The sequence below is a fragment of the Pseudomonas tensinigenes genome, assembly GCF_014268445.2.
Lineage (GTDB): Bacteria > Pseudomonadota > Gammaproteobacteria > Pseudomonadales > Pseudomonadaceae > Aquipseudomonas > Aquipseudomonas tensinigenes.
Genome location: NZ_CP077089.1, coordinates 2,787,728 through 2,809,137, shown reverse-complemented (window position 1 = coordinate 2,809,137; position 21,410 = coordinate 2,787,728). Strand labels below are relative to the sequence as shown.

The 21,410-nt window shown below is 58.6% G+C and carries 23 protein-coding genes; 14 read left to right on the top strand and 9 right to left on the bottom strand.

Annotation, left to right across the window (positions count from 1 at the left end; translation table 11 throughout):
• Positions 1-131 precede the first annotated feature (131 nt).
• The 3 genes from HU718_RS12410 (at position 132) to HU718_RS12400 (ending at position 2,818) form a co-directional block, all read left to right on the top strand.
• Positions 132-941, top strand: coding sequence for a hypothetical protein (locus HU718_RS12410; protein WP_186614306.1), 810 nt, complete (start codon positions 132-134; stop codon positions 939-941).
• A gap of 151 nt (positions 942-1,092) precedes the next feature.
• Positions 1,093-1,611 carry a hypothetical protein gene (locus HU718_RS12405; protein ID WP_186614305.1) on the top strand — a complete coding sequence of 173 codons (519 nt, stop codon included), beginning with the start codon at positions 1,093-1,095 and terminating at the stop codon, positions 1,609-1,611.
• 199 nt (positions 1,612-1,810) lie between these two features.
• Positions 1,811-2,818, top strand: a complete 1,008-nt coding sequence (locus HU718_RS12400) for a DUF4062 domain-containing protein (RefSeq protein WP_186614304.1) — start codon at positions 1,811-1,813, stop codon at positions 2,816-2,818.
• Positions 2,819-3,093: 275 nt separating this feature from the next.
• Here HU718_RS12400 and HU718_RS12395 read toward each other — a convergent pair whose 3' ends face one another.
• The 4 genes from HU718_RS12395 to HU718_RS12380 form a co-directional block, all read right to left on the bottom strand.
• Positions 3,094-3,456, bottom strand: a complete 363-nt coding sequence (locus tag HU718_RS12395; RefSeq protein WP_016982978.1) for a DUF6124 family protein — start codon at positions 3,454-3,456, stop codon at positions 3,094-3,096.
• A gap of 646 nt (positions 3,457-4,102) precedes the next feature.
• Positions 4,103-4,582 (bottom strand): GNAT family N-acetyltransferase, encoded by a 480-nt coding sequence (locus HU718_RS12390; RefSeq protein WP_186614302.1) that lies wholly within the window; start codon positions 4,580-4,582, stop codon positions 4,103-4,105.
• 13 nt (positions 4,583-4,595) lie between these two features.
• Entirely contained in the window at positions 4,596-4,808 is a 213-nt protein-coding gene (locus HU718_RS12385) for a DUF4287 domain-containing protein (RefSeq protein WP_034152439.1), read from the bottom strand.
• Positions 4,809-5,038: 230 nt separating this feature from the next.
• Positions 5,039-5,587 carry a cytochrome b gene (locus HU718_RS12380; protein WP_186614300.1) on the bottom strand — a complete coding sequence of 183 codons (549 nt, stop codon included), beginning with the start codon at positions 5,585-5,587 and terminating at the stop codon, positions 5,039-5,041.
• A gap of 209 nt (positions 5,588-5,796) precedes the next feature.
• Between HU718_RS12380 and HU718_RS12375 the strand changes: the two genes are divergently transcribed.
• The 8 genes from HU718_RS12375 to HU718_RS12340 all read left to right on the top strand — a co-directional run bounded on the left by HU718_RS12375 (position 5,797) and on the right by HU718_RS12340 (position 12,858).
• Positions 5,797-6,474, top strand: a complete 678-nt coding sequence (locus tag HU718_RS12375) for a thermostable hemolysin (RefSeq protein ID WP_150708422.1) — start codon at positions 5,797-5,799, stop codon at positions 6,472-6,474.
• A complete protein-coding gene (locus HU718_RS12370) occupies positions 6,464-7,945 on the top strand; it encodes an AMP-binding protein (RefSeq protein ID WP_150708421.1) in 1,482 nt (493 codons plus the stop codon). The genes HU718_RS12375 and HU718_RS12370 overlap by 11 nt, the downstream gene beginning before the upstream one ends.
• A complete protein-coding gene (locus HU718_RS12365; protein WP_150708420.1) occupies positions 7,942-8,616 on the top strand; it encodes an iron-containing redox enzyme family protein in 675 nt (224 codons plus the stop codon). Before HU718_RS12370 ends, HU718_RS12365 begins: the two co-directional genes overlap by 4 nt.
• Positions 8,603-9,412 carry an SDR family oxidoreductase gene (locus HU718_RS12360; RefSeq protein WP_150708419.1) on the top strand — a complete coding sequence of 270 codons (810 nt, stop codon included), beginning with the start codon at positions 8,603-8,605 and terminating at the stop codon, positions 9,410-9,412. The genes HU718_RS12365 and HU718_RS12360 overlap by 14 nt, the downstream gene beginning before the upstream one ends.
• Positions 9,409-10,053, top strand: coding sequence for a tetratricopeptide repeat protein (locus HU718_RS12355; protein ID WP_150708418.1), 645 nt, complete (start codon positions 9,409-9,411; stop codon positions 10,051-10,053). Before HU718_RS12360 ends, HU718_RS12355 begins: the two co-directional genes overlap by 4 nt.
• 11 nt (positions 10,054-10,064) lie before the next feature.
• The gene (locus tag HU718_RS12350; RefSeq protein WP_007910671.1) at positions 10,065-10,727 is read left to right on the top strand and encodes a response regulator; all 663 of its coding nucleotides are present in this window, start codon (positions 10,065-10,067) and stop codon (positions 10,725-10,727) included.
• Positions 10,724-12,139 carry an ATP-binding protein gene (locus tag HU718_RS12345; RefSeq protein ID WP_150708417.1) on the top strand — a complete coding sequence of 472 codons (1,416 nt, stop codon included), beginning with the start codon at positions 10,724-10,726 and terminating at the stop codon, positions 12,137-12,139. The genes HU718_RS12350 and HU718_RS12345 overlap by 4 nt, the downstream gene beginning before the upstream one ends.
• A 155-nt stretch (positions 12,140-12,294) precedes the next feature.
• Entirely contained in the window at positions 12,295-12,858 is a 564-nt protein-coding gene (locus HU718_RS12340; RefSeq protein WP_186614298.1) for a GNAT family N-acetyltransferase, read from the top strand.
• A gap of 49 nt (positions 12,859-12,907) precedes the next feature.
• Here HU718_RS12340 and HU718_RS12335 read toward each other — a convergent pair whose 3' ends face one another.
• Entirely contained in the window at positions 12,908-13,981 is a 1,074-nt protein-coding gene (locus HU718_RS12335; protein WP_110720474.1) for an NAD(P)-dependent alcohol dehydrogenase, read from the bottom strand.
• 249 nt (positions 13,982-14,230) lie between these two features.
• Here HU718_RS12335 and HU718_RS12330 point away from each other — a divergent pair, with 249 nt between their 5' ends.
• Positions 14,231-15,157 carry a universal stress protein gene (locus tag HU718_RS12330; RefSeq protein ID WP_102902053.1) on the top strand — a complete coding sequence of 309 codons (927 nt, stop codon included), beginning with the start codon at positions 14,231-14,233 and terminating at the stop codon, positions 15,155-15,157.
• A gap of 29 nt (positions 15,158-15,186) precedes the next feature.
• On the opposite strand, the gene arsH is transcribed toward HU718_RS12330, so the two are convergent.
• The 4 genes from arsH to HU718_RS12310 all read right to left on the bottom strand — a co-directional run bounded on the left by arsH (position 15,187) and on the right by HU718_RS12310 (position 17,818).
• A complete protein-coding gene (arsH, locus tag HU718_RS12325) occupies positions 15,187-15,879 on the bottom strand; it encodes an arsenical resistance protein ArsH (RefSeq protein ID WP_150730008.1) in 693 nt (230 codons plus the stop codon).
• 12 nt (positions 15,880-15,891) lie between these two features.
• Entirely contained in the window at positions 15,892-16,362 is a 471-nt protein-coding gene (locus tag HU718_RS12320; RefSeq protein ID WP_038366335.1) for an arsenate reductase ArsC, read from the bottom strand.
• A 13-nt stretch (positions 16,363-16,375) separates the two neighbouring features.
• Positions 16,376-16,723, bottom strand: coding sequence for a metalloregulator ArsR/SmtB family transcription factor (locus HU718_RS12315; RefSeq protein WP_122607133.1), 348 nt, complete (start codon positions 16,721-16,723; stop codon positions 16,376-16,378).
• A 210-nt stretch (positions 16,724-16,933) separates the two neighbouring features.
• The gene (locus tag HU718_RS12310; protein ID WP_150708415.1) at positions 16,934-17,818 is read right to left on the bottom strand and encodes a LysR family transcriptional regulator; all 885 of its coding nucleotides are present in this window, start codon (positions 17,816-17,818) and stop codon (positions 16,934-16,936) included.
• Positions 17,819-17,951: 133 nt separating this feature from the next.
• On the opposite strand from HU718_RS12310, the gene HU718_RS12305 reads away from it, so the two are divergent.
• Complete coding sequence (locus HU718_RS12305; protein WP_186614296.1) at positions 17,952-19,598, top strand: GMC family oxidoreductase; 1,647 nt, start codon at positions 17,952-17,954, stop codon at positions 19,596-19,598.
• 170 nt (positions 19,599-19,768) lie between these two features.
• Complete coding sequence (locus tag HU718_RS12300; RefSeq protein WP_007910646.1) at positions 19,769-21,391, top strand: MFS transporter; 1,623 nt, start codon at positions 19,769-19,771, stop codon at positions 21,389-21,391.
• The last annotated feature ends 19 nt before the right edge of the window (positions 21,392-21,410 follow it).

Below are 21,410 nucleotides of genomic sequence, written 5' to 3'. Positions count from 1 at the left end.
TCGACAAATTACCCATTTAAGGACCATATAATAAATGGCGAACTCGCTGGATTTTTTATAAAAACAAGTGTAATTTATCGAATGATGGCACATAGCCAACCACTATCTCAACAAGACTTGCGGATCACGAAATGGAATTCTCAGGCAATGCCTTCGATTTTGAACAATATAGAGATTCGATGGTACAAGCGGAAAAAAATATTACTAACTCGCTTCCAGAAGCGGTTTGGCATTTGAAGAAATGCGACCATTTAATCCTTTCGACATTGGAAAATTTGGGTAGCAACGAATCACGCGCGGCGGCGGCTCACTCTCACTCCCTCTACTTAGCGGCCTGCAACCTAGCTCTCGGGGCACATCTGTCGGCTATTTTTCCACTTCTTAGAACAGCCATGGAATCTGCTGTCTACGGCTATCTTTTTAATAGAGAACCTGGATTATACCAATCTTGGCTGAACAGGCATGATAACGAGGATAGTTTTCTAGAGAATAAAAAATCGTTCACCCCTGCGATGAAGCGATTTCGAAAGTACCTAAGAGAGCATGATGAACAGTCAACGGGAACACCTTACGAATATCATATTATGGGGCTCTATGACGCTGCCATTGACTTCGGCGCACACCCCAACCCGATCGCTCTGACCAATGCGACAACCGTCGAGCAGCATGAAGAGTTCGAAAAATTCAAATATGATTATCTGCGGGTAGATTACTCCAGCGTCGCTCAAGGGATAGTAGCCATCTATGAATATGCCCAAGCTATCGCAATGATCAACCATTTCTCCCGAATGTGCGTAACTCCGGAAACTGAGGGGTTAGATAACATGTTCTTAGAGTTCGTGAAAGAAACAAATGAAATTTGCGACAAGCTCAATGGCAACCCTATTGGCTTCAATTCAAGACACTACTCCCAGATTAATAATCTAGTTAAACGCCCCTAAGCAAAAGCCTTCAGCGTATATATGTAAAATTGATATTTTTTTAATTTTATCCCCTCTTATTTAAAAACCAAGGCATGACCATTGCTCACACTCAAAAAACCATTAACACCATATTAATTTGTGGCGCAACGATTAAGACATCAGAGTTCTCATGAAAAACTTAGTTGATTACCTCGACAGCACGCACTCCAGCGTACAAATTGACTTTCAAAACAAACAATGGCATCACCGCATTGGGATTCCGGAAACACCAGGCTGGTACTACATAAGTACGAACACACCTATCAGCGTTCTACAACAGCAAAATTTGTGGAGCAATACTTATTCGAGAGCAAAGGATCAAGAGATTGTTAAGGTGAAGAATTATGATATTCAGCACAGGGCCAAACGCTTCTCGGACAACCTTTCACCATACTTCAATACCAAAGGCGTCTACTCTGGCTTGACATCAAAGTTGCAATCTCGCGCACGCGAGCACACCTTCGCGGACCCTGGAACTGCTGGCCTCGCTCTTTTTAAATACCCTGAACTTCATAAGTACGAGTGGATATTCAACTTTGTAACACTCTACAGATTCATGACAGATTGCCAATGCAAAGAAGTCATGCTCCGCCTTGGAGAACAAGTTTGGAGATCAAAACATGGCTGGCCGATACTATGCTCAGAATAAATCTAGACGATCGTTTTTTAGCGCTTTGATATTCGCCCCGAGGTGCAAAGTTAGGTTAAGCCACCACCTTGAATAGCCTACCACCATCTTTACACCGCTTTCCTTTTTGCGAGATAAATATCGACACCCCAACCCTAAGATTAGCTTTTTTTCATTCGATAATTAAAACTTTCACCTTCAACTCCCCCAGAGGAAACAAATGGCGACTCCAAGAGTTTTTGTCAGCTCCACTTGTTATGATCTGAAATACATCAGAGAGAACCTGAAATACTTTATTAGAAATATCGGGTACGAACCGGTTTTAAGTGACGACGGCGCTGTTTTTTATGACCCCAAAAAACATACTCACGACTCCTGCTTAACAGAGGTACCGAACTGCCAACTATTCGTACTAATTATCGGAGGCAGGTTTGGTGGAGAGTTCAACGGAAAGAAAACATCAATAACAAACGAGGAATACAGAGAAGCTATCAAACGAAAAATTCCGATATTTGCTTTAATAGAGCAAGCCGTTTATTCAGACCATTTCGTTTACACATCCAACAAAAACAATAAGGAGTTGGACAGATCCAAAATCTCATACCCGTCAATTGATAAAAACGCACCGAAAATTTTTGAGTTCATTGACGAAGTAAGAACACAAGCAGCCAACAACGCCTTGATCCCATTCCGAGACTTCAACGACATCGAGAACTACTTAAGACAGCAGTGGGCCGGAATAATGTTTTCATTTCTATTACAAGAAAATGAAAATGCTCGGATGGCAGACACGATGGCGCATTTAATCGAGATAAATGAAAAAGTCGCTTTTTTGTCTAGGGAGCTATTAAACTCGGTAGGAACAAAAGAAAGCAATGTCCTCGCCTCGCTTTACGAATTAATGATTGAGCGAGACTCAGTGAAAGCTCTTCTATCAACAGGTTACAAACCGAACCCAATAGCAATACTTTCAAGCGAAAGCTTTTTAGATTGTACAACAACACTTGGGAGAACCATTACAATCTCCAACGACAAAAGCTTTGTTACATCTAGTAGCGGACAGATACAAAAAGAATACTTATTAAAAATGAACAAAGACTTCAAAGAACTGAAGGACGAAATGATTAAAACAATTGAGTCTACCGGAATATCCGCCCAGGATTTAATAAAAAACCAAGCATCTAAACTAGATAACAATGCACCTGTACGACGACTAGGCTCTGATTAACTCTAAATACCATTTTTCCCTGTCATTGGCTATTTCCCATGCTCTTCATAAACCGGCCCAACTGGGCGTGAATATCGACGGGTTTGGCTTCTTCGTAGCGGTGGTTTTTCGGGGGGTTGGGTACGTAGCCACTCATCCGTGATTCCTGGTTCTGATCCTTGAGAACGGCCCGAAGGGTGACAGCCGTGGCTGGGGGGCGCAAGCCGTGGCCGTGTGCCAGCCAGGGTGTGACCACGGGGTTCGACGAGGGTTTTCCCTCGTCGGGGTGGGGTTGGTTAGCTGGCGATTTCGACGTTATCCAGCGCTTGGTTGACGGCGATTTCGCCGAGCATCACGACTTGGGCGATGCCCAGTGCGGTTTTGCGGTGCGGGGTGTCGAGCATGGCGGCGAAGTTCAGGAGCATTTCGCTGGCGGAGCCGAGGGTTTCGCTGGCGTTGGCGAGCAGGGATTCGCTGTTGTACTTCGGGTTGGCGAGGTACATGCGTTCGGGTTGTTGGGTGCTGGCCATGATTTGGCTGGCGGGTTTGAGGTAGTGGTCGAGGGCGCGTTCGGCGGCTTCGTGGAATCGCTTGGAATCGGGGGATTCGTAGGGGGATGTGGGGTCGGTTTCGGGTGGGTTGGGTGTTGGTTTGATCATTGATGAAGCTCCTACGTCAAAAAAAGGAACCATCACTCTCGCTACCAAACGAGGGTGGCGGCCATGCGCAGGTTGGTAGACCGGGACGTAGAAAACCGGCGCGCCCGAAGACGCCCTGTGCATGACCACCATAAAGCCGTGTCGAACAGACACTGCGAATCATGATGCTTATGCAATCTACGAAAACTCAGGGCTACCAAACCCGATCACTGTTTTTCAGCGACCGACAGACGATAGAACCCGCGACCTAGACGCACAAGCCGGCGGATTCTGGCTTAGTCGTAGGTAACGGCGCAAGGCGTTGTAGGGTTTCGGTGGTTACTTGAGGCTTCGTTTAAACAGTGGTGGTTTTTACTGTTTATTTCGGTCAGTGGTTGATGGGTGGACTGGGTGGGCGTCTTCGCGAGCAAGCTCGCTCCCACAGGGATTTGTGGTTGAGCTGGGATTGGTGGTGGCTGAGCTGGCGTTATCGCGAGCAGGCTCACTCCTACAGGGGATTGAGTCTGGCTTTGGATTTGGGGCGGTTGGGCTGGCGTTATCGCGAGCAGGCTCACTCCTACAGGGGATTGTGGTTGGGTTGGGATTCGCGGCGGGCGGGCTGGCGTCATCGCGGGCAAGCCCGGCTCCCACAGGGATTGGGGGATGGCTATGGTCGGTGGCGTGTCATGTTGATGAGGGCGGATCGTCCACCATTTGGCGCCGGGCGTTCTTCGATGGAGTACGGCACGAAGCCGAGTTTTGGGTAGAGCAGCAGGCCGGCGGTGTTTTCGTTGAAGCAGGACAGTTGCACTTCCTTGGCCTGGTACTTTTCGAAGCCCACTGCGGTCATGGTTTCGACAATGTACCGCGCCACACCTTGCCCACGGGCGTAGGGCGCGACGATGACGTTGCCGATGCAGCAGATGCCGTCGTGCTCAGCGCGGTAGAAGTTGGCGAAGCCAACGAACTCGCCGTTGGCCAGAAAAGCCGTGGAGTCGAAGCGCTGGCTGATTGCGCTGTGCATCTGCTCTTCCGTCAGCGGGAAGTTGGCTTTCGGGAACATGAAGAACAGCTCTTGTTCGCCTTGGGGAAAGCTGATCAGGGTGTTGACGTCGTCGGCCGTCACTGGCCGGTGGGAGAAATTCATCGCTGCCCTGCCCTCACTTTTTACCCGCCAGATGATGCGCGACCAAGGCGTTGGCATGACCGTGTCCCATGCCGTGTTCTTCCTTGAGCCATGCCACCAGTTCCATGTGTTTCTTGTCGCTGATGCCGGCGAGCAGGTTTAGCCAGTGATCGATGGGCTGGCCGTATTTTTTCTCAATGGAGGGAAAGTATGACGCCGGGCCTTTTACCTTGTTGTCTTCGCTCATGCTGCAAGCTCCCTGTGGTCACGACGGAGGGTCGGCGGACGCTCCTTGTCGGCAGGTCATAGAGTGGACGCGAAGTGCGGTTCCGGCAACTGCCCCGCTCTGCCAGACGCCACAAAAAACTGTGGGAGCGAGCCTGCTCGCGAAGGGGCCATGTCAGCCAAAATCATCGTAGGCTGACACACCGCTTTCGCGAGCAGGCTCGCTCCCACAGGGGTTGTAGTGGATCAGGGTTATTCGGTGCGGCCCGGCAGCATCCGCACGAGGGTGTTATCCCGCACCCAATAATGGTGAAACAACCCCGCCAGCGCGTGCAGCCCGATCAGCCAGTAACCGGTGCTGCCAATCAGTTCATGCCAGTACTTCAGTTGTTTGGCGAAGTCCGGGTCGATGGCCACGGGTGCCGGGACGTGGAAGCCGAAGTACGGGAACGGTTTGTCGCCCGCCGCGAGCATCAGCCAGGCGAGGATCGGCGTGGCGATCATCAGCCCATAAAGCGCCAGGTGCATCAGGTGCGCGATGCCGGTCTGCCACGCGGGTGGTTTGGGCGTGATCGGCGGGCGTGGGCTGAGGCGGCCGAGCAGGCGGATCCACACCAGGGCGAAGATGCTCGCGCCGAACAGGCCGTGGAAGCCCATCAGCAAGCCGCGCGCTTCGCTGCCCTTGGGCAGGTAGCCCTTGATTTCGACGCAGGCGTAGACGCCGACGAACAGCGCCAGCATCAGCCAGTGCAGGGTGATTGAGAGTTTTCCGTAACGGGTTACGGCGATGTCTCGGGACATAAGCTGTGCCTCGTGATTGTCGTGAGTGACGGCCGATTCGTTCGACCGCCTCGCTCCGGTTGTTGGGCGAACCGACGGCGTTACCCTGCCCGCCCAGTCTTAAGAGAGTCTGAAGACAGACCCTCACGTTAACCTTTTTTCACCTTCAGACTTCGTTAAGAAATGCCTCCGATACTCGCCTCAAACCTATTGAGGGAGGCGTTCTGCCCATGCCCGATTTTGACTGGAACATCGCCCTGCCCCTGCGCTTCGGTCAAGCCGAAACACCGCAGATGACGTTGACCGGCGCGCTGCCCGACGATGCCCTGCGAGAGCCGTTCGAAGCCTTTATCCAGCAACGTTTTCGCAAGGCCCATGGCGCCGACATTCGCCATTTCATGCCCGAGCTGTTCGGCATGCACAACGGCGATGGCGAGTTGTGCGCCGTGGCCGGGGTGCGTCGCGCGCATCTGGAATCACTGTTCCTTGAGCGCTATCTGGATGAGCCGATCGAGCCTTTGATCAGCGCGGCGGCGGATCGTCCGGTCGAGCGCAGAGCCATCGTCGAAGTCGGCAATCTCGCCGCCAGCGACACCGGCAGTGCGCGCCTGAGCATCATCGCCATCACCTATCTGCTGGCCATGGGCGGCCTGGAATGGGTGACGTTCACCGGCAACATCGGACTGGTCAACAGCTTCCATCGCCTGGGTCTGAAGCCAGTGACATTGTGCGCCGCTGATCCGGAACGATTGGGTGACGAGCGTCAACACTGGGGCAGTTATTACGAAAGTAAACCTTGGGTGCACGTCGGCAACATCCGCGCCGGGTTCGTCCATTTGCGCGATATCGGCCTGTTTACTCGCCTGGGTTTGCCGACTTCGATTGAAGGAGCCTGCCATGTCGCTTGAACTGCAACGCTTCCAGGAAACCCTGCGCGACCATGCCCGGCGCAACGACAACGCGACCGCTTTGTGGGGCGACACGCTGAAACTCGATTACGCCACGCTGTACGCCGAAGTGTTGTATCGCCAGGAGCGTTTGCGCGACGAGCAGGCGCAGGTGATTGCGCTGGCGTTGGACAACGGCGTCGACGCGATGCTCTGGGATCTGGCCGTGCTGTTCGAAGGCCTGACCTGCGTGACGCTGCCGCCATTTTTCAGTGCGGCGCAACGCGCTCATTGTCTGGAGCAGAGCCAGGCCGAACGGGTGATCGCCGAGCCGGAGCTGGGAGTCGAACTGCTCGCGGCTGGTTATGAACAACGTGGCGAGTTCTGGTGCCGTTCGTTCAGTGGCCCGAATCGTATGCCGGTCGGCACCGCGAAACTCACCTTCACTTCCGGCACCACCGGCACGCCGAAAGGTGTGTGCCTGAGCGCCGAGAGCCTGCTGCGGGTGGCACGGGAGCTGCATCAGGCCAGCGAAGCGACCGGCCCGCAGCATCATCTGGCGCTGTTGCCGTTGGCGATTCTGCTGGAAAACCTTGGCTGTTACGCCGCGCTGTATGCCGGCGCCATGTTGAGTTTGCCGAGCCAGAAAACCCTCGGCATTCAGGGCGCTAGCGGCGTCGAGATTCCGCGTCTGCTCGGTTATCTGGCCAGCCGTGCACCGGAGAGTCTGATCCTGGTGCCGCAGTTGCTGCTGTTACTGGTCAGCGCCGCCGAACAAAAAGCCTTCGACCCGCAAACCCTGCGCTTTGCCGCTGTCGGCGGTGCGCGGGTCTCGGAGGATCTGCTGCACCGCGCGCAACGGGTCGGGCTGCCGGTTTATGAAGGTTACGGCTTGTCCGAATGCGCTTCGGTGGTGTGCCTCAATCGACCCGGGGCACGCCGCCCGGGCAGTGTCGGCCGACCGTTGCCGCATGTTGAAGTGCGGCTGGCCGAGGACGGCGAGGTGCTGATCAAGGGCTCGACGCTGCTCGGTTATCTGGGCGACGCGCCGTATGCCGAGGAATGGTGGCCGAGCGGCGATCTGGGTGAGTTCGACCCGGAAGGTTTTCTCTATCTCAAGGGCCGCAAGAAGCACCAGTTCGTCACCAGTTTCGGGCGCAACGTCAACCCGGAATGGGTCGAGTCCGAACTGACCCAGCGCCGCCACATCGCCCAGGCCTTCGTTTACGGCGAGGCCTTGCCGTGCAATCACGCCCTGCTCTGGCCGCATCGCCCGGACTGCACCGATGCCGAACTGGCCGCTGCCGTCGCCGAAGCCAACGAGGCTTTGCCCGATTACGCCCAGGTGCATCAGTGGACGCGCTTGCCGCAACCCTTCACCGGCGCCAATGGCTTGCTCACCGCCAACGGCCGCCCGCGCCGCGACGCCATCGTCGCGCAGTACCACAGCCAATTGACCGAATCCGCTGTTTCCGAGGAGTCCGCATCATGAGTTTTTTTGACACCCTGCAAGAAGCCACACAACAGGAACGCCACGAACTGTTCAACCTGCCGATCATCGTCGATGCCCTGCAAGGCAAGGTCAGCCTCGACAGTTATCGGGCGTTTCTCGCGCAAGCGTATTACCACGTGCGCCACACCGTGCCGCTGATGATGGCTTGCGGTGCGCGCCTGCCGACGCGTCTGGAATGGCTGCGCAAAGCGGTGGCCAAGTACATCGAAGACGAATACGGCCATGAACACTGGGTGCTCAACGACATCGCTGCATGTGGCGGTGATCGTGATGCGGTGCGCGACGGTCAGCCGTCGTTGTCGATCGAGTTGATGGTCAGCTTTCTTTACGACCTGATCGCCCGTGGCAATCCGGTCGGTCTGTTCGGCATGGTCAATGTGCTCGAAGGCACCAGCATCGCCCTGGCCACCCATGCGGCGGACAGCATTCGCGAGCGTTTGGCCTTGCCGGAAACCGCGTTCAGTTACCTAAGCTCTCACGGTTCGCTCGATATCGAGCACATGCAGACCTATCGGCGCCTGATGAATCAGCTGGAAGATCCTGCCGATCAAGCCGCCGTGATCCATGCCTCGAAGGTCGTCTATCGCCTGTACACCGACATGTTCCGTGGCTTGCCGCGTGACGCGGAGGCTCAATATGCAGCTGCGTGACGCGCGGGTAGTGTTGACCGGTGCCAGTGGCGGCATCGGCCTGGCCATCGCCGAAACCTTGTGCGCCGCCGGTGCCAACGTGCTCGCGGTGGCGCGGCATCAGGAAGCACTGCTGCCGTTGCTCAAGCGCTACCCCGAGTCTTTGTGCTGGGTCGGCGCCGACCTGACCTTCCTCAGCGACCGGCGCAAAGTGCTGGTCGCCGCCGAAGCCATCGGCGGCATCAACCTGCTGATCAACGCCGCCGGGGTCAATCACTTCGCCATGCTCGAACAGCTCGATGACAGCGACATCAACGCGATGCTGGCGGTGAATATCAGTGCGCCGATGTGCCTGACCAAACTGCTGTTGCCGCTGCTCAAGCAGGCCGACAGCGCGATGGTGGTCAACGTCGGTTCGACCTACGGCTCGATCGGCTACCCCGGTTACGCCAGTTACTGCGCGACCAAGTTTGCTTTGCGCGGATTTTCCGAGGCGCTGCGCCGCGAGCTCGCTGACACCCGCGTCAGCGTGCTGTACGTCGCGCCACGCGCCACGCGCACCTCGATGAACAGCGCCGCCGCACAAGCCTTGAACGACGCACTCAAGGCCAACGTCGACGATCCGCAAACCGTGGCCTCGGCGGTGATCCATGCGATTGCCGGTGATCGTCGCGACCTCTACCTGGGCTGGCCGGAACGCTTCTTCGTCCGCCTGAACAATCTGCTCCCGCATCTGGTCGATCGAGGCTTGCGCAAGCAGTTGCCGCTGATCCGCCGCCTCAGTGAAAAACCTGACCACGAGTCGCCAAAGCCATGAAAAAACTATCCGCATGCCTGTTGCTCGCCGCCCTCAGTCAAAGCGTCTGGGCGCTGGAACCGGCCGACCAGAAACGTCTTGAGGGCATCCAGCAGAGCTGGGCGCACATCCAATATGAAGTGGCGGAAAAACAGCGCGCCGCCGCGTTCGAACAATTGGCCAACGAGGCCAACACGTTCACCACGCAACGCCCGGCGGTGGCCGAAGCGTGGATCTGGAAAGGCATCGTCACCAGCAGTTGGGCCGGTGCCGAAGGCGGACTCGGCGCTCTGGGCAAAGCCAAGGACGCCAAGGCCGATCTGGAAAAATCCTTGACCCTCGACCCCAAAGCCCTGCAAGGCTCGGCCTACACCAGCCTCGCCGCGCTGTATGACCGTGTGCCCGGCTGGCCCATCGGCTTCGGCGACATCGACAAGGCCGAGCAACTGCTCAAGCAAGCCTTGCAACTCAACCCCAACGGCATCGACAGCCTGTACTTCTGGGGCGATCACCTCTACCGTCAGAAGCGCTACGCTGAAGCCAAAGCTGCGCTGCTCAAAGCCCAGCAAGCCGCGCCGCGCCCGGGCCGGGAAAGTGCCGATGCCGGGCGTCGCAAAGAGATCGCCGCCCTGCTGGTGGACGTGAACAAGAAACTCGACTGACAGGAGTCCGCGTGCGTTTATTACTGGTTGAGGATGACGTCGCGCTGGGTGAAGGCATTCATCAGGCGCTGGGCCGCGAGGGTTACACCGTCGACTGGCTCAAGGACGGCAGCAGTGCCTTGCATGCGCTGCTCAGCGAAACCTTCGATGTCGCCGTGCTGGATCTCGGTCTGCCGCGCATGGACGGCCTGCAAGTGCTGCGCCGCCTGCGCGACAGCGGTTCGAATCTGCCGGTGCTGATTCTTACCGCCCGTGACGCCACCGAAGATCGCATCGCCGGGCTTGACGCCGGGGCCGACGACTACCTGATCAAACCGTTCGACCTGGACGAACTCAAGGCACGCTTGCGCGCCTTGTTGCGGCGCAGTGCCGGGCGCGCCCAGGCGTTGATCGAGCATGCCGGCATCAGCCTCAACCCGGGCACCCAGCAAGTCAGCTATCAGGGCCAACCGGTGGCCCTGACGCCCAAGGAATATCAGTTGCTGCACGAACTGCTGTCGCCGCCGGGCCGGGTGATGACCCGCGATCAACTGATGCAACTGCTTTACGGCTGGAACGAAGAAGCCGAAAGCAACACCCTCGAAGTGCACATCCACCACTTGCGCAAGAAGTTTTCCACCGACCTGATCCGCACCATTCGCGGCGTGGGTTATCTGGTGGAGGAGCGTCGATGACCTCGATCCGCCGCCGCACGCTGACCTTGATCATCGGCCTGTTGCTGGCCGGCCTCGCGGTGCTCAGCACCTTCAACCTGCACGACAGCAACCACGAAATCGCCGAAGTCTACGACGCACAATTGGCGCAGAACGCGCGCCTGTTGCAAGGCGTGATGCGCATGCCCTTGGCCAGCAAACAGCACGCGGAACTGTACCAGGCGTTCAACTCGGCGCTGGGCGAAGCGGTGCCGCGCGGCGAAGGTCATCCTTACGAACGCAAAATCGCTTTTCAGGTGTGGAATCCTGCCGGTGATGTGCTGGTGCACACCGCCAGCGCACCGTCCTTCAAGGCACCACCGACGCAGCCCGGCTTCAGCGATGTAGTGGACCTGAACAATCGTCACTGGCGCGCCTTTCTCCTTGAAGACAAACAGAACGGCCTGCGCATCTGGGTCGGTGAGCGCGACGATGTGCGCGCCGATCTGGTTGACCGCATCGTCCGCCACACCCTTTGGCCGAATGTGGTCGGCAGCTTGCTGCTCGCGGCGATGGTCTGGCTGGCCATCGGCTGGGGCCTCAAGCCCTTGGCGAACATGGCCGAAACTCTGCGCGCCCGTCACAGCGGTTCGCTGGAACCGTTGCAACTGGCGCCGCTGCCCAGTGAGCTGGAACCGATGCAGGCAGCGCTCAACCGTATGCTCGCGCAGATTCAGGAAGTGCTTGGCCGCGAACGGCGCTTTATCGCCGACGCCGCCCACGAAATGCGCACACCGCTGGCGGTGCTGCGGGTGCATGCGCAGAACCTGCAGGAGGCCGGCACCGAACAGGAGCGCCGCGAATCGCTGGCGTTTCTGATCGCCGGGGTCGACCGCACCAGTCGCCTGGTCAACCAGTTGCTGACCATGGCGCGCCTGGAGCCGAAACCCAATCCCCCGCCGTTGCAACCCATCGACCTCAGCGAAACCGTGCGCAACAGCTTGGTGCAGCTGACGCCATGGTTGCTGAGCAAACACCTGGAACTGGCCTTCGAAGACAGCGCCCAGCCGTTCAACATCATGGCCAGCCCCGGCACGATCGACATTGCCCTGAACAACCTGATCACCAATGCTGCGAACTTCTCCCCCGAACACGGCGTGATCACCGTGCTGCTCAGCCAGTCCGAGGGGTTTTATCACTTGAGCGTCGAAGATCAGGGGCCGGGCATTGATGAAACGGACCGGGCACGCTTGTTCGAACGCTTCTACAGTCGCGGCAATGCCCACGGTGCGGGGCTGGGACTGACCATCGTCAACACCATCGCCACGCAGTTGGGCGGGCGGATCACTTTGGTCAACCGCGCTGAGGGCGGCCTGCGCGCGACCTTGTCGATCCCTGACGGGCAACCGCTCCCCGCATCGCAACGCAGCACTCGCGAACCGCCGCAGAGTTGAGTCTGTTACGGAGCCAGGAGCGCCATTGCCCGTTAAAACAGTGGCCGCGCGTCGGAATCTGATCCAGATCAGCTTCCGGGGCTGACATCGGTGTAGAACAGACTCAGCGCACTCTCCTGCGCGTTGCTCGTTCAGCCCCGATGGAGGCTCATCTCATGCTCACTGTCAAAGACCACAATGACCGCGCGGCGCCGGCCTATGCCGCGCACCCAGGTGAATACTGGATCGAGTCGCTCAGGGATGGCCGCCACGTCTTGATCCGTGCCCTGGCCGCCGAGGATCGCGAACGCGAATATGCGTTCATCAAGCGCTTGTCGCCCGAGTCCCGACACCTGCGTTTTCTCGCGCAGATCAGTGAGCCGGGCACCGCGTTGCTCGATCAGTTGATGGACGTCGACGGCAAGCAACGCGCGGCCTACGTCGCACTGGCTCACGAAAATGGCGAATTGATCGAGATCGGCATCAGCCGCTACGCCGCCACGGGCGAACAGTACTGTGAATGCGCCGTCACGGTCGCCGATGAGTGGATGCACCTGGGCCTGGCCACGTTGCTGATGGAACATTTGATCAAGGCTGCCCGGCACAACGGTTTCAAGCATCTGTATTCGGTGGATTCGGCCAGCAACACGGCCATGCGCGACCTCGCCCGTTCGCTGGGCTTTGAAACCCACAGCGATCCTGATGACCCGCACCAAGTCATTCATCGCCTGAGTCTGTAGCGACATTCCTGCGCCCCGTACCTTTAAACGTTGCGGGGCGCGTTGCCGATCACGGCGTAATCGCCACCTTCATCACCCCATCGCGCTGATGCGCGAACAGTTCATAGGCGGCTTCGATATCGTCGAGTTTGAAGTGGTGGGTCACCAGCGGCGACAGATCGACGCCACCGCTTTGCACCACCGCCATCAACCGGCGCATGCGTTCCTTGCCGCCGGGGCACAGGGTGCTGACGATGCTGTAATCGCCCAGCCCTGCCGCGAAGGCATCGTAGGGAATGCGCAGGTCCGACGCGTAAACACCCAGACTCGACAAGCGTCCGCCCGGGCGTAACACCCGCAAGGCAGACTCGAACGTGCCTTGGGTGCCCAAGGCTTCGATGGCCACATCCACGCCGCGCCCGTCGGTCAACGCCATGATTTGCTCGACCACGTCGCCGTCCTTGAAGTTGACCACGTGGGTCGCGCCCAACTGCCGCGCGACGCTCATGCGCTCGGCCACCGCGTCGACGCCAATGATCACGCTAGCACCCTTGAGCCGTGCCCCGGCCACCGCGCACAGACCGATCGGCCCCAGCGCGAATACCGCAACGCTGTCGCCGATACTGACTTCGCCACGTTCGGCGCCGGAGAATCCGGTGGACATGATGTCCGGGCACATCAGCACCTGTTCGTCGCTGAGCCCGTCGGGGATCGGGCACAGGTTGGCCAAGGCATCGGGCACCAGGACGTACTCCGCCTGGCAGCCATCGATGATGTTGCCGAATTTCCAGCCGCCGGTGGCGCGAAAACCGTGGCGAGTGTCCGGCCCGTCCTGGGAGCCGCAGCCACACAGGCAGGCGTAGCTTTGGCCGCTGGGGGTAATCGCGCCGGCGATCACCCGCTGGCCTTCGAAAAATCCGCGCACCTGTGAGCCAAGTTTCTCGATCACGCCCACCGGTTCGTGACCGACGGTCAAACCTTTGGCCACCGGATACTCGCCACGCAGGATATGCACGTCGGTGCCGCAGATCGTCGTGGTGGTGATCCGCACCAGTGCGTCCAGCGGGCCAACCTCGGGAATCGGTTTGTCATCCAGAACGATGCGATTCTTTTCGACGAATATCGCCGCTTTCATCATGGCCATGATCAAGACTCCTGTGCAGGTGTTTGCAGTGAGTTCAGCACCTTTCCAAGGCTGCGCCGAACTGACCGACACAAGGTTGATAACGATCAATCAATGCTGGATTGCGCATCGCCGATGCCGCACGTCGGACGCAGGCATTATTGGGCCGCGTCATTGACAAAGATCAAGCCACGCCCGGCGGTACGGAGCAACATGAACTGACGCCGTTGCGTCTGGCCGTCCAATGCCGCTACCCACAGGAGATTCGTCATGTCCGAGCAAGCACGTTTCATGCTGGTAGCTTCACCGCTGATGAAACACAGCCCTGCGTTCGATCGGGCCGCGGCCCTGGCCAAAGCATCGGGGGCGGCGCTGCACATCGTGGCATTCGATTACCTCGAAGGGCTGGCGACCGCCGGATTGGTCAACGAGCAGGCCCTGGAACAGATGCGCCTGGGTTATGTCGAGCGCCACCGCCAATGGCTAGAGGACCAGGCGCGGCCCATGCGCCACCTCGGCGTGACCGTGACCACGGAAGTGGTGTGGGTCGACAATCCGTTGCATGAAATCCAGATTCACCTCAAGGAGCAGCCGATGGCCCTGCTGATCAAGGATCTGCAGCACGCCTCGTTCATGTCACGGTTGATGTTCACCCCGCTCGATGTTCATTTGCTGCGCGAATGCCGGGTACCGCTGCACTTCGTCAGCCATGTCCAGCACGCCCGGCCCCGGCGGATCGTCGCGGCGATTGATCCGTTTCATCGCGACGAGCAATACGCCGACTTCAACGACCGTATCCTGCGCGAGGCCGCGAAACTGGCCAGCCTCTGCGATGCCGAACTGGATGTGGTCTATGCCTACGACCTGTCATCAATCAGCGCCGACGAGTTCGGCTTTGGCAACGCCTCGACGTTTTTCACCGAGGGCAAGGCGAAAACGCTGTTCGATGCGCAAGGCGATGCATTCCGCGAACTGGCCGAGCGCAACGGCATTGCGCCGGAACGCCAGCACATGATCATGGGCAATCCGGCCAACGTGCTGTGCAGCTACGCCGATGCCTATGACATCGATGTGATCGTCATGGGCCGTATCGGCCATCGCGGCCTGGGTCGGTTGATCGGTAGCACGGTGGAACAGCTGCTGTACAAAATGCCCTGCAGCGCCTGGGTGGTGTCGCCGCAAGTACTGGTCGACTGAACGCAGCCGTCCCTCGCCGAGGGACGGCCTCAAATCGAACGCTGATTCACCCGCGCCATCAGTTGCTCGGCGCTTTCCTTGCGCTCGGAGTAGCGGTCGACCAGATGCGCCTGTTGATCGCGCAGCAGCACGGTGAACTTCACCAGTTCTTCCATCACATCGACCACACGATCGTAGAACGGCGACGGTTTCATCCGCCCGGCGTCGTCGAATTCCATGTAGGCCTTGGGCACCGAGGATTGGTTGGGGATGGTGAACATGCGCATCCAGCGGCCCAACACGCGCAACTGGTTGACCACGTTGAACGACTGCGAACCGCCGCAGACCTGCATCACGGCCAGAGTTTTACCCTGGGTCGGACGCACGGCGCCGAGTTCCAGCGGGATCCAGTCGATCTGTGCCTTGAACACGGCCGACATCGCGCCGTGACGTTCGGGTGAGCACCAGACCTGACCCTCCGACCACAGCACCAGATCGCGCAGTTCCTGCACTTTGGGATGGTCGACCGGAACGTCGTCGGGCAGTGGCAGACCGGACGGGTTGAAGATCCGCGTTTCGGCGCCGAAATGTTCGAGCAGGCGCGCGGCCTCCTCTACCAGCAAACGGCTGAAGGAGCGTTCGCGGGTCGAGCCGTAGAGCAGCAGGATGCGCGGTTTGTGTTCGCCCAAAGGGGACGCTCCTTCGAACAGCGAATGATCAAGATGGGGCAGGTGTTCTGACATGTGTCCTCCAGCTCAGAGAGAGCCGATACGATCCAGCTCACGCTGAAGATCAGCGCGGCTGAGTGCTTTAAATGGCAGGCCAAGGAAGGTCGCGCAGCGCCGCTCGATGATCGCCAGCGTGGCAGCAAACGCCGCGTCCACGGCGGCATCGTCGCCGATCACATCCGAGGGATCTGCCAGGCCCCAATGGGCTTTGAGTGCGGGGCCGAAGTACACCGGGCAGCTCTCACCGGCGGCCTTGTCACAGACGGTGATGACAATGTCTGGCGGATTGTCTTCGAACGCGTCATTACCCTTGCTATACAGGCCATCGATGGCAATGCCGGCCTGTTGCAGCGTCGACAGGCTGCGCGGCAACACTTGGCCCTTGGGGAAACTTCCGGAACTCACGGCCTCGAATCCGGGGCGCGCCAGATGATTGAACATGGCTTCGGACAGGATGCTGCGGCAGCTGTTGGCCGTGCACATAAACAGAATTCGCATGGTTTTTTCTTTCTCAGCAGCAGGCGGTTTCGCGAACCGGACGCCCGTCCATGTTCTGCAGGCGGGCGGCGTTGTCCTTGAGCCAATCGGCGTTGGCTTTGGACGTCACTTGCAGGATTTCGCGTACCCACGCCGGCAGCTCCGGATTGAGCCGGTAATAAACCCACTGGCCCTGGCGGCGATCAAGTAGCAAACCATTGCTGCGCAGTTGCGCGAGGTGGCGGCTGATTTTCGGTTGGCTGTCGTCGAGCGCGCACATCAGCTCGCAGACGCAGAGCTCACCTTGATCGGCGATGAGCAGCATGGCCCGAACGCGGGTTTCGTCGGCGAGGCTCTTGAAGACTTCGGTGGGGGTGATCATGGGACGGGCTCGATACATACGGAAATTCGAATATACGGACATCCATATGTAAATCAACCCGGAGATGACACACATCTCGAGTGATATGCGCATACCCCCTGTGGGAGCGAGCCTGCTCGCGAAGGCGTTGGGTCAGGCGAGATTTGCGTATCAGATACACCGCTTTCGCGAGCAGGCTCGCTCCCACAGGGGGATTTGGATGCGCCTGGTTTAACCGCGTAAAAGCCCCTGCTCCGCCTCACACAACCCCACCACATAATCCCAGACCACGCGCAGCCGCACCGACTTGTGCAACTCGCGCCGCGTGCTGATCCAGTAGCTGCGTTCGATGCTTTCATCCGGCAGTAATGGGACAAGGTCAGGGTCAGATGACGCCATGTAGCACGGTAAAACCGCAATCCCCAACCCTGACCGAGCGGCCTCCTGCTGCGCAATAACGCTGGTGCTATGGAACACAACCCGAGGGCTGCGGCAGAAGCTGTTGAGAAACATCAGTTCCTGGCTGAACAGCAAATCATCGACATAACCGATCCACGCATGCCGCCCGAGGTCTTCGCGGCTGTGCAGTGGCGGCGCCTTATCGAGATAGCGTTGGCTGGCGTACAACGCGAGTCGATAGTCGGTGAGTTTGCGCGTCACCAGCATGTCCGCCGCCGGGCGCTCCAGATGAATGCTGATTTCCGCCTCGCGGTTGAGAATGCTGACAAAGCGCGGTACGGCGACCAGTTCCACTTCCAATCCCGGATAGCGTTCGAACAAGCCGATCATGCGGCTGGCGAGAAACTTGATGCCAAGCCCTTCGGTGACGCCGACACGAATCTTGCCCAGTGGCGCGGTGGATTGGGTGATCTCTTCCTGCGCCAGCAACGCAACGTTTTCCATCGCCTCAGCATGTTTAAGCAGCGCCTCCCCCGCCGGGGTCATTTCGTAGCCTTGGGCGTGCTGGACGAACAGCGCGGTGCCGAGGCTTTTCTCGATGGCTTCGATATGGCGGGCGACGGTGGCGTGGGTGGTGTTGAGACGGCGGGCGGCGGTGAGCAGGCGGCCGCTGCGTTGCAGTTCGAGAAAAAACCGCAGGTCGTTCCAGTCGAACATGGCGTGTCCTTGTCGGCTATGGTCTATGCAGGCTGTTTGAAAACGCACAGCGGCTGCGCAAAAACTAACATTCTTTTAACGAAAGCTAACAACTAGAGTGTCCGACAATAAAAACAAAAAGCGAGGTCAGGGAATGCAGACTTCCCTCGATGAATACGACTACATCGTGGTCGGCGCCGGCCCTGCCGGGTGTTTGCTGGCCAATCGGCTCTCCGCTGATGCGCAGCAGCGCGTGCTGTTGCTCGAAGCCGGCGGGCGCGACAACTATGCGTGGATTCACATTCCTGTCGGTTACCTGTTCTGCATCGGTAACCCGCGCACCGACTGGTGCTTCAAGACCGAAGAACAACCGGGCCTCAACGGCCGCGCGCTGAGCTATCCGCGCGGTAAAGTGCTGGGCGGTTGTTCGTCCATCAACGGCATGATCTACATGCGCGGCCAGGCCAACGACTACGATGGCTGGGCGGCCGAGGGCAACCCGGGTTGGGCCTGGAACGACGTGCTGCCGCTGTTCAAACAAAGCGAAAACCACTTTGCCGGCGCGGCTGAATTTCATGGCGCCAAGGGTGAATGGCGGGTTGAACAGCAGCGCCTGTCGTGGCCGATTCTGGATGCCTTTCGCAGTGCCGCCGAGCAGAGCGGCATCGCCAGCATCGATGACTTCAATCAGGGCGACAACGAGGGTTGCGGCTACTTTCAGGTCAACCAGAAATCCGGCGTGCGCTGGAACGCGGCGAAGGCGTTTTTGAAACCGGTGCGTGACCGAGCCAATCTGACAGTGCTGACCGGGGTTGAGGTGGATCGTGTGCTGCTAGAGGACGGTCGCGCAACAAAAGTCAGTGCGCGCCACGAAGGTCAGACCAAGCAGTTCAAGGCGCGCAAGGAGATCGTCCTGTGTGCCGGCGCGGTCGGATCACCAAGCATTTTGCAGCGCTCCGGGATTGGCCCGCGCCCACTGCTCGAACGCCTCGGTATCGGCGTGATTCATGAGCTGCCAGGCGTCGGCGGCAACCTGCAGGATCACCTGCAATTGCGCCTGATCTACAAACTGGAAAACGCCCGAACCCTGAACCAGATCGCTGGCAGCGTGTGGGGCAAGATGGGCATGGGTCTGCGTTATCTGTATGACCGCAGTGGGCCGTTGTCGATGGCGCCGAGTCAGTTGGGCGCGTTTGCGCGTTCGGGGCCGGAGCAGACCTCGGCGAATCTTGAGTACCACGTGCAGCCCCTTTCGCTGGAGCGTTTTGGCGAGCCGTTGCACAGCTTTCCCGCCTTCACCGCCTCAGTTTGCGACTTGCGTCCGCAGAGTCGGGGACGCATCGACATTCGTTCGGCGGATCCGCAGGAAGCGCCGCTGATTCAGCCCAACTACCTCAGTCATCCAGAGGATTTGCGCGTCGCGGCAGATGCGATTCGCCTGACCCGGCGCATCGTCAGCGCCCCTGCCCTGCAAGCGTTCAAACCGGTCGAATATCTGCCCGGCGCCAACCTGCAAAGTGAAGAACAATTGCAGCAAGCAGCAGCGAAAATCGGCACGACGATTTTCCACCCGGTCGGCACCTGTCGCATGGGCAATGACGGCGAAGCGGTGGTCGACGCACAACTGCGCGTTCACGGTGTGCCCGGGTTGCGCATTGCCGATGCCTCGATCATGCCGCGCATCACCTCGGGCAACACCTGTTCGCCTACGCTGATGATTGCCGAGAAAGCGGCACAACTGATCCTCAGCCCCAACACCAGGAGCAGCACCGCGAAATTGGAGCTGGCCCAAACCCTGTAGGAGCTGCCGAAGGCTGCGATCTTTTGACTTTGGATTTTCCAGATCAAAAGCAAGATCAAAAGATCGCAGCCTGCGGCAGCTCCTACAAAGAACCGCGTTTAATTCAAGGCATCACCCGGACACGCAACACCAGTGGAACAACAAAAACAATCACTGTGAGGGATACCGATATGTCAGAACACGTTCAGCCGCTGGACGCCGTGCGCAGCGTCGAGACCAGCCCGGACACACGCAAAGTCATCTTCGCTTCATCACTGGGGACGGTGTTCGAGTGGTATGACTTCTTCCTCTACGGCGCCCTTGCGGCGGTGATCAGCAAGCAGTTTTTCGCCGGGGTCAACGACACCACGGCGTTTATCTTTGCGCTGATGGCTTTCGCTGCAGGGTTTATCGTGCGGCCGTTCGGGGCGCTGGTGTTCGGTCGGTTGGGGGACATGATCGGGCGCAAATACACCTTTCTCGCGACGATCATTCTGATGGGCGTGGCGACCTTCTGCGTCGGCCTGCTGCCGACCTACGCCAGCATCGGCATCGCCGCGCCGATCATTCTGGTGGTGTTGCGCATGCTGCAGGGCCTGGCGCTCGGCGGTGAATACGGCGGCGCGGCCACCTACGTTGCCGAACACGCGCCGATCGGAAAGCGCGGTTTCCATACCAGCTGGATTCAGTCCACCGCGACCCTCGGCCTGTTGCTGTCGCTGCTGGTGGTGCTCGGTTGCCGCTACTTCACCGGCGATCAGTTTGAAGTGTGGGGCTGGCGTATTCCGTTTCTGCTGTCGATCGTGCTGCTGGGCATTTCCACCTGGATTCGCCTGAGCCTGCACGAATCGCCGGCGTATCTGAAAATGAAAGAGGAAGGTAAAACCTCGAAAGCGCCGATCCGCGAATCCTTCGGCAAATGGGAGAACCTTAAAGTCGTGCTGATCGCCCTGTTCAGCATCAACGCCGGACAAGCGGTGACCTTCTACGCGGCGCAGTTCTACGTACTGTTCTTCCTCACCCAGTTCCTGAAAATGGACCCAGCGGTGGCCAACACTTTGTTGATCATCAGCGTGGTCATCGGTGCGCCGTTCTTCATCTTTTTCGGCTGGCTGTCGGACAAGGTCGGGCGTAAACCGGTGCTGATGCTCGGCTTGCTACTGGCCACGGCGCTGTACTTCCCGATCTTCAAATCCCTCGCGCACTACGCCAACCCGGCGATCGATCAGGCCAGCCGTCAGGCACCGATCACCGTGCTGGCAGATCCGGCGACCTGCACCTTCCAGTTCGACCCGGTGGGCAAAGCCAAATTCGACAGCCCGTGCGACAAGGTCAAAACCTTCCTGGTCAAGCAAGGCCTGCCCTACTCCAGCGCCGCCGCCCCGGCTGGCAGCGCCGTGCAAGTGAGCGTCGGCGACGTCAAACTCGATGGCTTCGATGAGGCCGCCCTGCGCGGCGCGATCACCCTCGCCGGCTACCCGCAACAGGCCGATCTTCAGCAGATCAACAAACCGATGATCGTCGCCCTGATCGTGGCGCTGATCATCATCTCAGCGATGTGCTACGGCCCGCTGGCGGCGCTGATGGTCGAACTGTTCCCGACGCGCATTCGCTACACCTCGATGTCGCTGCCGTATCACATTGGTAACGGCTGGTTTGGCGGGTTCCTGCCGACGGTGTCGTTTGCGCTGGTGGTGTACACCGGGGACATCTTTTACGGGCTGTGGTATCCGGTGTTGATTACCGGGGTGAGCCTGGTGGTGGGGATGATCTGTTTGCGTGAGACGAAGAATATCGATCTCGACAAGAACTGATTCCAACCGCAACAACGGT

Bases quoted from the DNA above. Each gene is read 5' to 3' on its own strand.
- HU718_RS12360 (WP_150708419.1), top strand. From the start codon at position 8,603: ATGCAGCTGCGTGACGCGCGGGTAGTGTTGACCGGTGCCAGTGGCGGC.
- HU718_RS12370 (WP_150708421.1), top strand. From the start codon at position 6,464: ATGTCGCTTGAACTGCAACGCTTCCAGGAAACCCTGCGCGACCATGCC.
- HU718_RS12320 (WP_038366335.1), bottom strand. From the start codon at position 16,362: ATGCGAATTCTGTTTATGTGCACGGCCAACAGCTGCCGCAGCATCCTG.
- arsH (WP_150730008.1), bottom strand. From the start codon at position 15,879: ATGTCAGAACACCTGCCCCATCTTGATCATTCGCTGTTCGAAGGAGCG.
- HU718_RS12380 (WP_186614300.1), bottom strand. From the start codon at position 5,587: ATGTCCCGAGACATCGCCGTAACCCGTTACGGAAAACTCTCAATCACC.
- HU718_RS12310 (WP_150708415.1), bottom strand. From the start codon at position 17,818: ATGTTCGACTGGAACGACCTGCGGTTTTTTCTCGAACTGCAACGCAGC.
- HU718_RS12375 (WP_150708422.1), top strand. From the start codon at position 5,797: ATGCCCGATTTTGACTGGAACATCGCCCTGCCCCTGCGCTTCGGTCAA.
- HU718_RS12300 (WP_007910646.1), top strand. From the start codon at position 19,769: ATGTCAGAACACGTTCAGCCGCTGGACGCCGTGCGCAGCGTCGAGACC.
- HU718_RS12355 (WP_150708418.1), top strand. From the start codon at position 9,409: ATGAAAAAACTATCCGCATGCCTGTTGCTCGCCGCCCTCAGTCAAAGC.
- HU718_RS12305 (WP_186614296.1), top strand. From the start codon at position 17,952: ATGCAGACTTCCCTCGATGAATACGACTACATCGTGGTCGGCGCCGGC.
- HU718_RS12330 (WP_102902053.1), top strand. From the start codon at position 14,231: ATGTCCGAGCAAGCACGTTTCATGCTGGTAGCTTCACCGCTGATGAAA.
- HU718_RS12385 (WP_034152439.1), bottom strand. From the start codon at position 4,808: ATGAGCGAAGACAACAAGGTAAAAGGCCCGGCGTCATACTTTCCCTCC.
- HU718_RS12345 (WP_150708417.1), top strand. From the start codon at position 10,724: ATGACCTCGATCCGCCGCCGCACGCTGACCTTGATCATCGGCCTGTTG.
- HU718_RS12395 (WP_016982978.1), bottom strand. From the start codon at position 3,456: ATGATCAAACCAACACCCAACCCACCCGAAACCGACCCCACATCCCCC.
- HU718_RS12390 (WP_186614302.1), bottom strand. From the start codon at position 4,582: ATGAATTTCTCCCACCGGCCAGTGACGGCCGACGACGTCAACACCCTG.
- HU718_RS12410 (WP_186614306.1), top strand. From the start codon at position 132: ATGGAATTCTCAGGCAATGCCTTCGATTTTGAACAATATAGAGATTCG.
- HU718_RS12365 (WP_150708420.1), top strand. From the start codon at position 7,942: ATGAGTTTTTTTGACACCCTGCAAGAAGCCACACAACAGGAACGCCAC.
- HU718_RS12335 (WP_110720474.1), bottom strand. From the start codon at position 13,981: ATGGCCATGATGAAAGCGGCGATATTCGTCGAAAAGAATCGCATCGTT.
- HU718_RS12340 (WP_186614298.1), top strand. From the start codon at position 12,295: ATGCTCACTGTCAAAGACCACAATGACCGCGCGGCGCCGGCCTATGCC.
- HU718_RS12315 (WP_122607133.1), bottom strand. From the start codon at position 16,723: ATGATCACCCCCACCGAAGTCTTCAAGAGCCTCGCCGACGAAACCCGC.
- HU718_RS12405 (WP_186614305.1), top strand. From the start codon at position 1,093: ATGAAAAACTTAGTTGATTACCTCGACAGCACGCACTCCAGCGTACAA.
- HU718_RS12400 (WP_186614304.1), top strand. From the start codon at position 1,811: ATGGCGACTCCAAGAGTTTTTGTCAGCTCCACTTGTTATGATCTGAAA.